Source organism: Nitrospirillum amazonense (assembly GCF_007828045.1).
Taxonomy (GTDB): domain Bacteria; phylum Pseudomonadota; class Alphaproteobacteria; order Azospirillales; family Azospirillaceae; genus Nitrospirillum; species Nitrospirillum amazonense_C.
Genome location: NZ_VITN01000009.1, coordinates 33,353 through 47,171, shown reverse-complemented (window position 1 = coordinate 47,171; position 13,819 = coordinate 33,353). Strand labels below are relative to the sequence as shown.

Sequence of the window (13,819 nt, the reverse complement as noted above, 5' to 3'; positions counted from 1 at the left end):
TTTCTTCTTCAACGTAAAGGCGGGTTGTCGGGCCCCACCCCTTACGGGGCGCGGCCATGGCAATGCTTGTACTTCAGCCCGCTGCCGCAGGGGCAGGGGGAATTCCGGGGGGTGTTCATCCAGGTGTCCGGGTCCTGGCCGCCCACCTGGGTCGATTGCGGCATGTTCACGGCGCCATAACCCAGGCCGGTGCTGGCCCGCACCATGCCTGGGGGCAGGGGCTCATCGACCGGCGGCAGGCCAGGGGGCGGGAAGGCCGGGTCGATGCGGGTCTCCTGCATTTCCTGGGGCGGGAAATCGTTCGGGTCCAGCGGCGGCTGGGCGACCTGCAACTGCACGCGCATCAGCACCTGCGTCACCTGCTCGCGCAGGCTGTCCAGCAGCTCCTCGAACAGGTTGAAGGCTTCGCGCTTGTATTCGTTCAGCGGGTCGCGCTGGCCATAGGCGCGCAGGTTGATGCCCTGGCGCAGATGGTCCAGCGACAGCAGGTGGTCCTTCCACGACTGGTCCAGGAGTTGCAGCAGCAGGCTGCGCTCGATGGAGCGCATGATTTCCGGTCCGTAGCTGGCCTCCTTGGCGGCGTAGGCCTCCGCGGCGGCCTTCATCAGGCGCTGCTCGATCTCAAGCTCGGCGATGCCTTCTTCCTTGCCCCATTCCTGCACCGGCACGTCCAGCGCCAGGACGCGCACCACGTCCTCGTGCAGCTGGTCCATGTTCCACTGCTCGGCATAGGAATTGGCCGGAATGGCCTTGGCCACCAGGGTGTTGATGGTGTCCTGGCGCATGTCCTCGACGGTTTCCTTGATGTCGTCGACGGCCATGATTTCGCGACGCTGCTCATAGACGACCTTGCGCTGGTCGTTCATGACGTTGTCGTACTTCAGCAGGTTCTTGCGGATTTCGAAGTTGTGGGCCTCAACCCGGCTCTGGGCCTTTTCCAGCGCCTTGTTGATCCAGCTGTGGATGATGGCCTCGCCTTCCTGCAGACCCAGGCGCTGCAGCATGGTGTCCATGCGCTGCGATCCGAAGATGCGCATCAGGTCGTCTTCCAGCGACAGGAAGAACTTCGAGGCGCCGGGGTCGCCCTGGCGGCCCGAGCGGCCGCGCAGCTGGTTGTCGATGCGCCGGCTTTCGTGCCGCTCCGTGCCCACGACGTAGAGGCCGCCGGCGGCCAGCGCCACGTCCTTGGCGGCCGCCACCTCTTCCTCGATCTGCTGGATGCGCCGCGCGCGCTCGGCCGGGTCGGTCACTTCCCCCAGCTCGTACTCGATGCGCATCTCGACGTTGCCGCCCAGTTTGATGTCGGTACCGCGGCCCGCCATGTTGGTGGCGATGGTGACGGCGCCCGGCCGGCCGGCCTGGGAGACGATGTAGGCTTCCTGCTCGTGATAGCGGGCGTTCAGCACGTTGTGCGGGATGCCCTGTTTCTTCAGCAGGTCGGACAGCAGTTCCGACTTCTCAATGGAGATGGTGCCGACCAGGATGGGCTGCTGGCGCTCCTGGCACTCCTTCACCAGCTTGACGATGGCGTCGTACTTCTCGCGCGCCGTGCGGTAGACCTCGTCATCGTAGTCGATGCGCTGGACGGGCAGGTTGGTCGGCATATCGACCACGTCCAGATTATAGATCTCCGCGAATTCCGCCGCCTCGGTCATGGCCGTGCCGGTCATGCCGGCCAGCTTGGGGTACAGGCGGAAATAGTTCTGGAAGGTGATGGACGCCAGCGTCTGGTTCTCGCGCTGGATGGTCACATGTTCCTTCGCCTCCAGGGCCTGGTGCAGGCCCTCGGAATAGCGGCGGCCATCCATCATGCGGCCCGTGAACTCGTCGATGATGATGACCTTGTCATCCTTGACGATGTAGTCCACGTCGCGGGTGAACAGCTTGTGGGCGCGCAGGGCCTGGTTCACGTGATGGACCAGGGTGATGTTGTGGATGTCGTACAGGTCGCCCTGCTTCAGCAGGTCCATCTCCGTCAGGATCTGGGCGACCTTCTCGGTACCCTCTTCCGTCAGGTTGACGGACTTGGCCTTCTCATCCTTTTCATAGTCCGCGTCGACTAGGCGCAGGATGACCGTGTCCACGGCGGCATACAGCTCGGACCCGTCGGTGGAGGGGCCGGAGATGATCAGCGGGGTGCGCGCCTCGTCCACCAGCACGCTGTCCACCTCGTCAACCACGGCGAAGTTGAAGGGCCGCTGGACCATGTCGTCCAGGCGGAACTTCATGTTGTCGCGCAGGTAGTCGAAGCCGAACTCGTTGTTGGTGCCGTAGGTGATGTCGGCGGCGTAGGCGCGGCGGCGCTCGTCATCATCCAGGCCGTGGACGATGCAGTCGGTGGTCAGGCCCAGGAAACCATAGATTCGGCTCATCCAGCCGCTGTCGCGCTTGGCCAGGTAATCGTTCACGGTCACGACGTGCACGCCCTTGCCTTCCAGGGCGTTCAGGTACACCGCCAGGGTCGCCACCAGGGTCTTGCCTTCGCCGGTGCGCATCTCGGCGATGCGGCCGCGGTGCAGGACGACGCCGCCCATCAGCTGCACGTCGAAATGGCGCTGGCCGATGGCGCGCTTGGCCGCCTCGCGCACGGTGGCGAAGGCGTCGGGCAGGATGTCGTCCAGCGTCTCGCCCTTGGCCAGCCGGTCGCGCAGCCAGTCGGTGCGCATGCGCAGCTCGTCGTCGGACAGCGATACCAGCTTCGGCTCCAGCGCGTTGATGGCGTCGACGTCCTTCCGCAAGCTTTTGACAACGCGCTCGTTGGCGCTGCCGAACAGTTTGCGGGCGATGGAACCGAACATGAAAACCTCGAAGAGAACGAACACGGGGAAAACCGGCCGGATCATCCAGCCCGGCCGCGCGGGACATGGGGCCCTTTTGGATAAGGCCCCCCATGCGCCTTGTGAGATAAGGTGGCAGGGCCCGGCGGTCAATGAAGCCCCGCCGTTTCCGGTACCGCGATACCGGTCCCACCTGCCGCGTCAAATCCCCCACACGCGCGGGGCTGGACCATAGCATGATCCGCCTGCTTTCCAACCGCTTTGATGCCCAAGGGAATGCGGTATCCGGGGACCGTTGCCGGGCACGGCGCCTAGCCTGTGCTTTGGGGGGCCGGGTGCGGCATCAGGACACGTTCTGGGTGGGTATCCGGCGCTGTCCCACCTTGCGATGGGGGCGCCCCCCGTGTTTTATGGCGCGACAGCCGAAGAAGGGCCCGGCAGTGCTACGGCGTGGCCGTCCCTGGTCCCTAGCATCGCGCCGTTTTTTGATGCAGCCCCAGTCCTCGAGGAATTCAGCTCCATGTATGTGAAGATGTTGCGTGCCGCGCTGCTGACCGCGGCTTTCGGGTCCCTGGCCGGCACCGCCCTGGCCGCTGACACCCCGGCCAAGGCTGCCGCTCCCGCCGCGGCGCCGGCCGCCGGCTCCCCGGCTGCCAGCGCGCCGGCCCAGGCCGCGGACGATCCGGTGGTGGCCCGTGTCAACGGCAAGGAAATCCACCGGTCGGAAGTGCTGGCCGAATACAGCCAGCTGCCGGCCCAGACCCAGCAGCAGATTCACCTGAACGAAGCCTACCCGCGCGTTCTGGAGAACCTGGTGACCGCCCGTCTGCTGACGGATGCCGGCTACAAGGACAAGCTGCAGGACAGCAAGGAAGTGAAGACCGAGCTGAAGCACGCTGAAGAGCGCTTCGTGCAGCAGGCCTACATCCGCAAGCAGGTCGACGCCCGCATGAACGAGGCGCTGCTGAAGAAGAAGTACGACGAGATGGTGAAGGCCATGCCGGCCGAGGACGAGGTCCGCGCCCGGCACATCCTGGTAAAGACCAAGGAAGAGGCCGACGCGCTGATCAAGCAGATCCAGGGCGGCGCCGATTTCGCCAAGCTGGCGTCCGAGCAGCAGATCGACAAGAACTCCGCCGCTTCGGCTGGTGACCTGGGCTACTTCACCAAGGGTGACATGGTCGCCCCCTTCGCCGACGCCGCCTTCGCCATGAAGCCGGGCGAGGTCAGCAAGACCCCGGTGAAGACCGATTTCGGTTGGCACGTGATCAAGGTTGAGGACCGTCGCAAGCGCCAGGCCCCGCCGTTCGAGCAGGTGAAGGGCCAGGTCGCCCAGGCCGAGGCCCAGGATCTGGCCGCCCAGGTGGTGGATGAGCTGCGCAAGGGTGCCAAGGTCGAGGCCTTCGACATCACTGGCAAGCAGGCCATTTCCCTGGCCCCGCCGCCGGCCGCCGCCAAGCCGGCCGCCCCCGCCAAGCAGTAAGGCGGGTGGGAAGGCGCGGGGATGATTTCCCTTCCCGCGCCGTCACGCTAGCGAAGGGCGCAAGCATCGCCGGTGGCGGTCTTGCGCCCTTTTGCTGTCCGCGTTCCGCTTAAGCACGGGAAGTCCGTTTTCGATTTTATTCGTCATGGATTTCGGCCTATTTTCTGCGCCGTTTGCCCGGCCCTTCTCCGGGCGGCCCCCCATCCGAACCGTTCGCCTTCAACGGAGCGATTCCCCATGGCCCTCAAGGTTTCCCCCCTGGCGCCCGACGCTTTCCCCACCCTGTCCCCCGTGGCCGGCGTCCGCCTGGCGGCGTACAACTGCGGCATCCGCTACAAGGGCCGGGATGACCTGATGGTGGCCGAGCTGGCACCCGGCACCACCGTGGCCGGCGTGCTAACCCGCTCGCTGACCGCCAGCGCGCCCGTGCATTGGTGCCGCCGGGGCCTGGCGGGCGGCAGTGCCCGCGCCCTGGTGGTGAACTCCGGCAATTCCAACGCCTTCACCGGTGCCGCCGGCGAGTCGCTGGTGTCCGAGACGGTGGCCACCGCCGCCCAACTGGTGGGTTGCAAGCCGGAGGAGGTCTTCGTCGCCTCCACCGGCGTCATCGGCCAGCCCCTGCCGGCCGACATGATCGCCCAGCACCTTGGCGCCGCTTGGGCCAAGCTGGACGCCGGCAGTTGGGACGCGGCCGCCCGTGCCATCATGACCACCGATACCTTCCCCAAGGGGGCGGTGGCCACCTGCGTCATCGACGGCAAGACGGTGACCCTGAACGGCTTCGCGAAGGGCAGCGGCATGATCGCCCCCGATATGGCGACCATGCTGGGCTTCCTGTTCACCGACGCCGCCATCGCCGCGCCGGTGCTGCAGAAGCTGCTGTCGCGCGCCACCGACCGCAGCTTCAACTGCGTGACGGTGGACGGCGACACCTCCACCAGCGACACGGTGATCCTGGTCGCCACGGGCCAGGCCGGCAACGCCCCCATCACCGACGCGACCGACCCGCGCCTGCGCCCCTTCGCCAAGGCGCTGGACGCCATCTGCCTGGATCTGGCCCAGCAGATCGTGCGCGATGGCGAGGGTGCCACCAAGTTCGTGACCCTGACCGTGACCGGTGCCACCAGCAACCAGGCGGCCAAGCGCATCGCCCTGACCGTCGCCAACTCTCCCCTGGTGAAGACCGCCGTGGCGGGTGAGGACGCCAACTGGGGCCGCATCGTCGCCGCCGTGGGCCGCGCCGGTGAGAAGGCCGACCGTGACAAGCTGGTCATCAGCATCGGCGGCGTGCAGATCTGTGCCAACGGGATGGAGGTCCCCGGCTATGACGAGGCGCCGGTGGCCGCCCACATGAAGGGGCAGGAGATCGACATCCAGGTCGATTTGGGCCTGGGCCGGGGCAAGGCCACCGTGTGGACCTGCGACCTGACCCACGGCTATATCGACATTAATGGGAGTTACCGGAGTTAAGGTATTCCCTCAGGCGGCGGGCGCGGGCATCCGCCCGCTTGCCTTGTCCTCGATTTTCAGTCCACTGCGTTCCCCGAAAATCTCCGGCGGACGCCGTCGCGTCCTACAGCGGCATGAGACGACCTCATGCCGCTGATTATTTGGAGGAAGTGCTGTGGCGGATGAGATGACCCCATGCTGGAACGGACAGTCTGAACCGACGGATCCGGTGCGTACCGTGCTGGTCGCCGCCGTGGCCCTGATCGACGCCGACGGGCGGGTGCTGCTGGCGCAGCGTCCGCCGGGCAAGTCCCTGGCGGGCCTATGGGAGTTCCCTGGCGGCAAGGTCGATCCGGGTGAGACGCCGGAGGTGGCCCTGGTGCGGGAACTGCGGGAGGAGCTGGGCATCGACACGCGCACCAGCTGCTTGGCGCCCTTCACCTTCGCCAGCCACCGGTACGAGACCTTCCACCTGCTGATGCCGCTTTACGTCTGCCGCGTCTGGCAGGGCACGCCCCAGCCCCTGGAAGGCCAGTCCCTGGCCTGGGCGCGGGTGGACCAGCTGAACGATTATCCCATGCCCCCCGCCGACGTGCCGCTGGTGGCCATGCTGCGCGATCTGCTGTAGCCGACGCCTGGAGCGAACGATGGCCAGCTTTATCCCGGTCGCGAGTGGCGCATCCAGGAGGGGGCCAAACTGGTGGGGTGGGGCACGGTGATCCAGGTTCTGTCTGAGCGGCTGTGAGCCCGCGTCCCAATCAGTTCTTCAGCGGATTGATTTCTTCCGTACCCAGCGCGTCGGCCAGGCGCAGCTTGGCGCTGCCGCGGCGCAGGGGCTTCTGCTGGCTGTCGTCGGGGGCCCAGCCGGCCAGGTACAGCACCTGGAAGCTGGCCTCGATGCCGCCCTCGCCATCGGGGTACAGGTCCTGGTAACGCTCCGCGGCCCGGGTGAACAGGTCGCTGGGGCTGACGGCCTTGCGGCTGTCCAGCACGGCGTTGGTCTCGCCCATGCCGCGCAGATCCTGGATCAGGCGGAAGGCGTGGGGATAGCTGACGGTCAGCATGTCGCTGTCCACCACCGGCAGGGCGAAGCCGGCGCGCTGCAGCAGGCCGCCGGCGTCGCGCACCTCGGCCATGGGGCTGATGCGGGGCGACAGGCCCCCCATCAGGTCCATTTCGGCCTCCATCAGGCTGCGGCGCAGCTCGAACAGCGTCTCGCCGCCCAGGATGGCGCCCAGGAACAGGCCGTCGGGCTTCAACGCGCGGCGGACCTGGATCAGGGCGCCAGGCAAGTCGTTGACCCAATGCAGGCTGAGGGCGCTGACCACCAGGTCGAAGCTGCCCTCGGCGAAGGGCAGGAACTCCTCATCCGCCGCCACCGTGGGCAGGCCGGGCATGCGCTTGGCCGCCTCGGCCGCGAAGCGGGGCGACAGATCCGTCGCCACCACCTGGGCGATGCTGGGCACGGCCGCCAGGGCCTGCGCCACCTCCCCGCCATGGCAGCCCAGGTCCAGGGCGACGCGGAAGTCGCGCTTGATGTCGGCCAGTCGTTCCACCAGGCGGCCGACCACCTCGGCCTTCAGGAAATCGAAGCCGGTCCACCCGGCGGCGGCCCGGTCGCGATGGGCCCGCACGCGGCGGCGATTGAACACGGTCATGCTGTCGGCGTCGCTCATGGGGCCGGTATAGGCCCTTCCTTGGCCGGAGCAACAGGAATTTACGGGGTACGCGCGGCTTTGCGCTATCATGGCGCGTGCTTCTTGGAGGACATGCGCGCATGGGCGATTGGGGGCGGGCGATAGGGGCCGCGATGGGGGCTAGGGTGCGCGACACCGGCGTGCGCCTGCTCGACCTGGTACTGCCGCCGCGCTGCTTGGGCTGTGGCGAGGCGGTGGCCGCCGCCGGCACGCTGTGCGGCACCTGCTGGCGGGGCGTCAGCTTCATCACGGCGCCGCAATGCGCCGCCTGCGGCCGGCCCTTTCCCCACGACATGGGCGCCGACGCCCTGTGCGCCATCTGTGTCGCCGCGCCCTTGCCCTTCGGCCGGCTGCGCGCCGCCGTGCTGTACGACGACGCCAGCCGCCCCCTGATCCTGGGCTTCAAGCATGGCGACCGGACGGAAGCCGTCCCCCTGTTCGCCGGCTGGATGGCGCGCGCCGGCGGGGAGTTGCTGGCCGTGGCCGATCTGGTGGCGCCGGTGCCGCTGCACCGCTGGCGCCTGTTCGCCCGGCGCTACAACCAGGCGGCCCTGCTGGCCGCGCGGCTGGGGGCTCTCAGCGGGGTGAAAGCGGTGCCCGACTTGCTGGTCCGCCGCCGCCGCACGCCCAGCCAGGGCAGCCTGTCGCGGGAGGGGCGGGCGCGCAACGTGGCGGGCGCCTTCGCCCTGCGCCCCGGCCGGTCGGTCCAGGGGCTGCGCGTGGTGCTGGTGGATGACGTCTACACCACCGGTGCCACCGTGGCGGAGTGCGCCCGGGTGCTGTTGCGGGCGGGTGCCGTGGGGGTGGAGGTGCTCGCCCTGGCCCGGGTGCTGAAGGCGGAAGATATTTAGAAACACTCTAAAATCAGGGCTGGGTTGCGCACCCACCCTTGGCGCTGCGCCGCCGATGCGCCAATATTTCAGGTAAATCATTTCCTCAGGAGTTTGGGCCCATGCCCCGCGTTGAGATCTACACCAGCCCCTACTGCCCGTACTGCCACCGCGCCAAGCGCCTGCTGGACAGCAAAGGCGTGCAGTATGAGGAGATCGACGTCATCGCCAACCCGTCGCGCAAGCCCGAGATGATCCAGCGCGCCGATGGCCGCACCACGGTGCCCCAGATTTTCGTGGATGGCGAGGGCCTGGGCGGCAGCGACGACATCCACGCCCTGGACCGCGCCGGCAAGCTGAACGCCAAGCTGGGCCTGGATCAGCTGGCCTCCGGCACCGCCTGAAGATGACGGTCGCCCCCTTCTCTGGCGTCTTGCGCGCGGCGGTCCTGCAAATGACCGCCGGGCCGGAGATCGCGGCCAACATGGACGCGGCGGCCCGCCTGCTGCGCCAGGCCAAGGACCAGGGGGCGGCATTCGCCACCCTGCCGGAGAACGTGGCCCGTATGGTCCAGGGCCGCGAGCGGGTGCTGGCCGGTGCCTTCGCGGAAGAGGCGCACCCGGCGCTCAGCCGGTTCCGTGAGCTGGCGGCCGAAACCGGGCTGTGGCTCATGACCGGTACCCTGGCCTGCCTGACGAAGGATGGCCGCGCGGCCAACCGCTGCTTCGTCATCGACCCGGCCGGCCAGGTCCTGGCTCATTACGACAAGCTGCACATGTTCGATGTGGAGCTGGCGAACGGGGAGCGGTATCGCGAAAGCGCCACCTTCCGCCCCGGCGGCAGCGCCCGCGTGGTCGACACCCCCTGGGGCGGCCTGGGCCTCACCGTCTGCTACGACGTGCGCTTTCCCCAGCTGTTCCGCGCCCTGGCCAGGGCCGGGGCCCGCCTCATCACCGTGCCCAGCGCCTTCACCGTCCCCACCGGCCGCGCCCACTGGCATGTGCTGCTGCGCGCCCGCGCCATCGAGACGGGCTGCTGGATCCTGGCGCCGGCCCAGGTGGGCCTCCACGACGGCGGCCGCGCCACCTACGGCCACGCCCTGATCGTCAGCCCCTGGGGCGAGGTGTTGGCCGACGCCGGCGGCGAGGCCCCGGGCGTGCTGGTGGCCGATTTGGACCTGTCCAAGGTGGACGAGGCGCGGAGCATGGTGCCCAGCCTGCAGCACGACCGGGCGTTCGAGGGGCCGTGAGGGGATTCAGGGCTTACCGATGAGGGCTGAGGCCTTGCGGCGAACCTCCGATAGTTCCGCTTCGCCGATCTTGTCTTTGAACTCAGCCTGCCGGGCTTGCCAGTCCAGGCTTTTCACCTGGTCGGCCAAGACTGCCTGCTTCTTGTCTGGACCGATCAACACTTCGAAGGGATAGCCTTTGATCTGTGTTGTCATCGGGCAGCACAGCATCAAGCCGGCGCGTCGATTGTAGGCTGCGGGGCTTAAGACCACGGCCGGCCGGTGTCCGGCCTGCTCATGCCCCGCTTGCGGATTGAATTGCAGCCACACGACATCCCCGGCATCCGGGATGTAGCCCATTACGGGATTTCCTTGCCGACCGATGGTCCGTAGTCGACTTCGACATGGCGATTTTCCGGGGTTATGCCGGCAATCAAATCCGCCAGGTCGTAATCGTCCTTGCGCACCGGCTCGATCACGATGCGGTTGCCCTCTTCCCGAATATCGACTGTGGCGTCGACCTCCAGTCCCACCGCTTCCATGATCGCCACGGGAATGCGGACTGAGGCGCTGTTTCCCCATTTTCTTACGGTCACGCGCATGCTCGGCCCTTCCGTGACGTCGAGACAATGTCGATACGTTAGCGTAGACGGGCGCGTTGTCAACGTCACCGGACCTGAGGCGTGGACAGGGTCCAACGAAAAAGGCGGCACCCCTGCGGATGCCGCCCTTCGTTTTGCTGCCGGAACAGACCTTATTCAGCGACCTTCAGCACACCGCGGCGGATCTGGTCGCGCTCCATGCTGACGAACAGGGCGCGGAAGTTGCCTTCGCCGAAGCCCTCGTCGCCCTTGCGCTGGATGATCTCGAAGAAGATCGGGCCGATGGCCGTCTCGGTGAAGATCTGCAGCAGATAGCGGTTGTCCTTGCCGTCCAGCAGGATGCCGCGCTTCTTCAGTTCCTCCACCGGCTGGCCGTGGCCGGGAAGGCGCTCTTCCAGCATCTCGTAATAGGTGTCGGGCGGCGGCGTCATGAACTTCACGCCGGCGGCCTTCAGCGTGTCCCAGGTGGCGATGATGTCATCGGTCAGCAGGGCGATGTGCTGGATGCCTTCGCCCTTGTAGGCCTCGATGAATTCCTGGATCTGGTCCAGCTTGTCGGCGCCCTGCTCGGATTTCGACTCGTTGATCGGGATGCGGATCTTGCCGCAGGGGGCGGTCAGCGCCCGGCTGGTCAGGCCCGTGTACTCACCCGTGATGTCGAAGTAGCGGATCTGGCGGAAGCCGAAGATCTTGCCATAGAATTCCGAGATCGGGTCCATGCGGCCCTTGCGGACGTTATGGGTCAGGTGGTCGATCAGTTTCAGGCCGGCGCCCACGGGGTTCTGGTCGGCGCCCTCGATGGGCAGGAAGTCGATATCGTAGATGCTGGGGCTGTTGTAGCGGTCCACCAGGTAAAGCAGGCTGCCGCCGATGCCCTCGATGGCCGGGATGTTCAGTTCCATGGGGCCGACGGTGCCCTTCACCTCTTTGGCGCCCTGGGCCACGGCGTGCTTCAGGGCTTCGCCGGCGTCCTTCACGCGGAAGGCCATGGCGCAGGCGCTGGGGCCGTGCTCACGGGCGAAGCGCTGGGCCAGGCTGTCCGGCTCCGCGTTCACGATGAAGTTGATGTCGCCCTGGCGGTACAGCACCACGTTCTTGGAGCGGTGGCGGGCCACCTTGGTGAAGCCCATGGCCTCGAACAGGCGGCCCAGGGCCTCGGTGTCCTCCGCCGTATATTCCACGAACTCGAAGCCATCGGTGCCCAGCGGGTTCTCCCACAGGTCGCCGCCGGCGACGGCCTCGGCGACGGGGGAGGACGCGGAGGAGGAGGTGGTCGGGGTGGGCGCGGTCGGGGTGGACATGGCGGGTCGCTCTCCCTGTTAGAAGCAACAATCCCCCTGATGATACGCCTGGCAGCCGGGCATTTCCTTGCGAAGTCTGCCGCATTTTGTCAAGATTGAGCAACATTGTGCTCAATAAATCCTTAAGGCGGCATCACTATGGGTAAATCCAGTCTGGACGCGGCAGATCTGCGCATCCTGGATACGTTGCAGCGCAACGGGCGCCTGTCCAACGTCGATCTGGCGGAGGCCGTGGGCCTCTCGCCCTCGCCCTGCCTGCGCCGGGTGAAGGACCTGGAGGACCAGGGCTACATCCAGGGCTATGCCGCCCTGCTGGACCGGCGCCTGCTGGGCCTGGGGGTCGTCGCCTTCGTCGAGGTCAAGATCGACCAGAACGCGGAGGGCGATGCCGTGTTCCGGCGCCTGGTCAGCCAAATCCCCGAGGTGGTGTCCTGCTTCGTCATGACCGGCACCATGGACTATCTGGTGCAGGTGGTGGTCAGCAACCTGGAGGCCTTCGCCGAGGTGTCGATGAAGAAGCTGCTGCAGATTCCGGGCGTGAAGGACGTGCGCTCCAGCTTCGTGCTGGACGTGGTCAAGCACTCCACCGCCGTGCCCCTGCCGTCGGTCGCCGAACTGGCGCGGGACTGAAATTTCTTGTAGGCACAAGATTGCTAAACCGATCGCTCAAACGGCAGGAAGTGGTTTTAAGCCCGTGGTGCTGAGGCATGATCGCAAGGAAATGGTGCTGATGCAGCGATAAAATGGTTTCAGAAACCCAGCCAGGGAGATGAAGCCATGAGCAGCAGCGCGCCGGTCAACACCACGGGCAAGTCCGACACCCCCCTGCGCGGCGACTACAGCGCCATGGCGGCCGACTACACCGTGCCTCAGGGCTGGGAGAGGATCACGGCGGAGGAACATGCCCGCTGGCGCACGCTGTATGAGCGCCAGTCGGCCCTGCTGCCGCGCTATGCCGCCCCGGAATTCATGGAAAGCCTGGCGCCGCTGGACGCCCGCGACGGGGTGCCCCATTTCGACCGGGCCAGCGAACTGCTGAACAAGGCCACGGGCTGGACCCTGGTGGCCGTGCCGGGCCTGCTGCCCAACGATGTCTTCTTCAACCACCTGGCTGAAAAGCGATTTCCGGTGACCAACTGGATCCGCCGCGCGGATGAGATGGATTACCTGGTGGAACCGGACGTGTTCCACGACTTCTTCGGCCATGTGCCCCTGCTGATGCATCCGGTCTTCGCCGACTACCTGCAGGCCTATGGCAGGAAGGGGGCTGAGGCTGAGGCCCATGGCGGGCTGGAACGCCTGGCCCGCCTGTACTGGTACATGGTGGAATTCGGCCTGATCAGCACGCCCCAGGGCCTGCGCGCCTATGGCGCCGGCATGCTGTCCTCGCGCGGTGAGACGCAATACTGCATCGAAAGCCCCGAGCCCAACCGCGTCGGTTTCAATCTGGAACGGGTGATGCGCACCCACTATCGCATCGACGACTACCAGGAAACCTACTTCGTCCTGGACAGCTTCGAGCAGTTGTTCCAGGCCACGGCGCAGGATTTCGCGCCGCTCTACGCCAAGCTGGCGTCCTTGCCGGACCTGCCGGCCGACCAGATCCAGCCGGGTGATACGGTGTTCACGGCGGGCCGCAAGGCGGCGTGACACCGCCTTCCGGTTCGCCTCAGGCGCCGGCAGGCGCGTCCGCGGCTTTGGCTCGTCCTCGATTTCCAGTCCGCTGACGCTCCCCAAAAATCTCCGGCGGCCGCAGTCACGGCCTACGGGCTGGGTCGCAGGGTCTGACCGATCATGGCGTAGGCGTCGTCGCTGGCCAGGAAGACGTAGGCCGGGGTGATGCCGGCCCAATCCTCCTCCTCGCCATTCGCGTCGGGCGGCAGGTGGCCCGGGCACACGCAGTTGGCGGTGATGTCGTTGTCGCCGAACTCATGCACCAGGCTGCGGGTGAAGCCCAGCAGGGCAGAGGCCGCGGCGCCGTAGGCGGTCATCCCGCGCGCGCCTTCCATGGCGGTGCTGTCCACCGTGGTGACGATGCGGCCGTAGCTGCGCGCCCGCATCAGGGGCAGCAGATGGCGCACCATCAGGAAGGTGCCGCCCATGTTGGCGGCCATGGTGGCCTCGAACAGCTCCAGCGTCATGCCGTCAAAGGGCTGTTTCAGGCGGAAGCCGGCGTTGTTGACCAGGATATCGACATGGTCGAAGGCGGCGATGGCCGCCTCCGCCACCGTATAGGCGCCGGCCGGCTGGGTGATGTCGGCCTGCACGACGATGCCGGTGCGGCCCAGGGCTTGCACCTGGCGGGCGGTTTCCGTGGCCGCCGCCTGATCATCGGGCAAGAGGTGGTGGAGGATGACGTTGGCGCCCTCTTGCGCCAGGGCGACCGCGACGGCGCGGCCCAGGCCGGACGCCGCCCCCGTCACCACCGCCGTCCGGTTCGCCAAACGCCCCG

At 67.0% G+C, this 13,819-nt stretch carries 14 protein-coding genes; 8 read left to right on the top strand and 6 right to left on the bottom strand.

Annotated elements, in window-relative coordinates; translation table 11 throughout:
* Positions 1-41 precede the first annotated feature (41 nt).
* Positions 42-2,798 (bottom strand): preprotein translocase subunit SecA, encoded by a 2,757-nt coding sequence (gene secA, locus FBZ89_RS15360; RefSeq protein ID WP_145751009.1) that lies wholly within the window; start codon positions 2,796-2,798, stop codon positions 42-44.
* A gap of 499 nt (positions 2,799-3,297) precedes the next feature.
* Here secA and FBZ89_RS15350 point away from each other — a divergent pair, with 499 nt between their 5' ends.
* The 3 genes from FBZ89_RS15350 to mutT all read left to right on the top strand — a co-directional run bounded on the left by FBZ89_RS15350 (position 3,298) and on the right by mutT (position 6,337).
* Positions 3,298-4,260 carry a peptidylprolyl isomerase gene (locus tag FBZ89_RS15350; protein WP_246172249.1) on the top strand — a complete coding sequence of 321 codons (963 nt, stop codon included), beginning with the start codon at positions 3,298-3,300 and terminating at the stop codon, positions 4,258-4,260.
* A gap of 237 nt (positions 4,261-4,497) precedes the next feature.
* On the top strand, positions 4,498-5,730 hold the full coding sequence (argJ, locus tag FBZ89_RS15345) for a bifunctional glutamate N-acetyltransferase/amino-acid acetyltransferase ArgJ (protein ID WP_145750850.1): 1,233 nt from the start codon (positions 4,498-4,500) through the stop codon (positions 5,728-5,730).
* A 166-nt stretch (positions 5,731-5,896) separates the two neighbouring features.
* The gene (gene mutT / locus FBZ89_RS15340; protein ID WP_211115250.1) at positions 5,897-6,337 is read left to right on the top strand and encodes an 8-oxo-dGTP diphosphatase MutT; all 441 of its coding nucleotides are present in this window, start codon (positions 5,897-5,899) and stop codon (positions 6,335-6,337) included.
* 130 nt (positions 6,338-6,467) lie between these two features.
* Here mutT and FBZ89_RS15335 read toward each other — a convergent pair whose 3' ends face one another.
* Positions 6,468-7,385 carry a methyltransferase domain-containing protein gene (locus FBZ89_RS15335; RefSeq protein ID WP_145750849.1) on the bottom strand — a complete coding sequence of 306 codons (918 nt, stop codon included), beginning with the start codon at positions 7,383-7,385 and terminating at the stop codon, positions 6,468-6,470.
* 146 nt (positions 7,386-7,531) lie between these two features.
* Here FBZ89_RS15335 and FBZ89_RS15330 point away from each other — a divergent pair, with 146 nt between their 5' ends.
* The 3 genes from FBZ89_RS15330 to FBZ89_RS15320 all read left to right on the top strand — a co-directional run bounded on the left by FBZ89_RS15330 (position 7,532) and on the right by FBZ89_RS15320 (position 9,485).
* Positions 7,532-8,257, top strand: coding sequence for a double zinc ribbon domain-containing protein (locus tag FBZ89_RS15330; protein WP_342780618.1), 726 nt, complete (start codon positions 7,532-7,534; stop codon positions 8,255-8,257).
* A gap of 101 nt (positions 8,258-8,358) precedes the next feature.
* Positions 8,359-8,640: a glutaredoxin 3 gene (grxC, locus tag FBZ89_RS15325; protein ID WP_088872197.1), complete on the top strand. Its 282-nt coding sequence runs from the start codon at positions 8,359-8,361 to the stop codon at positions 8,638-8,640.
* Between the two features lie 2 nt (positions 8,641-8,642).
* On the top strand, positions 8,643-9,485 hold the full coding sequence (locus FBZ89_RS15320) for a carbon-nitrogen hydrolase family protein (protein ID WP_145750847.1): 843 nt from the start codon (positions 8,643-8,645) through the stop codon (positions 9,483-9,485).
* Between the two features lie 6 nt (positions 9,486-9,491).
* On the opposite strand, the gene mazF is transcribed toward FBZ89_RS15320, so the two are convergent.
* From mazF to hppD, 3 genes are all read right to left on the bottom strand, one after another.
* On the bottom strand, positions 9,492-9,824 hold the full coding sequence (gene mazF / locus FBZ89_RS15315; protein WP_145750846.1) for an endoribonuclease MazF: 333 nt from the start codon (positions 9,822-9,824) through the stop codon (positions 9,492-9,494).
* Positions 9,824-10,066 (bottom strand): AbrB/MazE/SpoVT family DNA-binding domain-containing protein, encoded by a 243-nt coding sequence (locus FBZ89_RS15310; protein WP_145619310.1) that lies wholly within the window; start codon positions 10,064-10,066, stop codon positions 9,824-9,826. The genes mazF and FBZ89_RS15310 overlap by 1 nt, the downstream gene beginning before the upstream one ends.
* 152 nt (positions 10,067-10,218) lie before the next feature.
* Positions 10,219-11,367, bottom strand: a complete 1,149-nt coding sequence (hppD, locus tag FBZ89_RS15305; protein WP_246172247.1) for a 4-hydroxyphenylpyruvate dioxygenase — start codon at positions 11,365-11,367, stop codon at positions 10,219-10,221.
* Between the two features lie 138 nt (positions 11,368-11,505).
* Between hppD and FBZ89_RS15300 the strand changes: the two genes are divergently transcribed.
* Positions 11,506-11,997, top strand: a complete 492-nt coding sequence (locus FBZ89_RS15300) for an Lrp/AsnC family transcriptional regulator (RefSeq protein WP_040848442.1) — start codon at positions 11,506-11,508, stop codon at positions 11,995-11,997.
* Positions 11,998-12,144: 147 nt separating this feature from the next.
* The gene (phhA, locus tag FBZ89_RS15295) at positions 12,145-13,017 is read left to right on the top strand and encodes a phenylalanine 4-monooxygenase (RefSeq protein WP_145750845.1); all 873 of its coding nucleotides are present in this window, start codon (positions 12,145-12,147) and stop codon (positions 13,015-13,017) included.
* A 113-nt stretch (positions 13,018-13,130) separates the two neighbouring features.
* Here the strand turns inward: phhA and FBZ89_RS15290 are convergent, their stop codons facing one another.
* The gene (locus tag FBZ89_RS15290; RefSeq protein WP_186457387.1) at positions 13,131-13,811 is read right to left on the bottom strand and encodes an SDR family NAD(P)-dependent oxidoreductase; all 681 of its coding nucleotides are present in this window, start codon (positions 13,809-13,811) and stop codon (positions 13,131-13,133) included.
* Between the last annotated feature and the right edge of the window lie 8 nt (positions 13,812-13,819).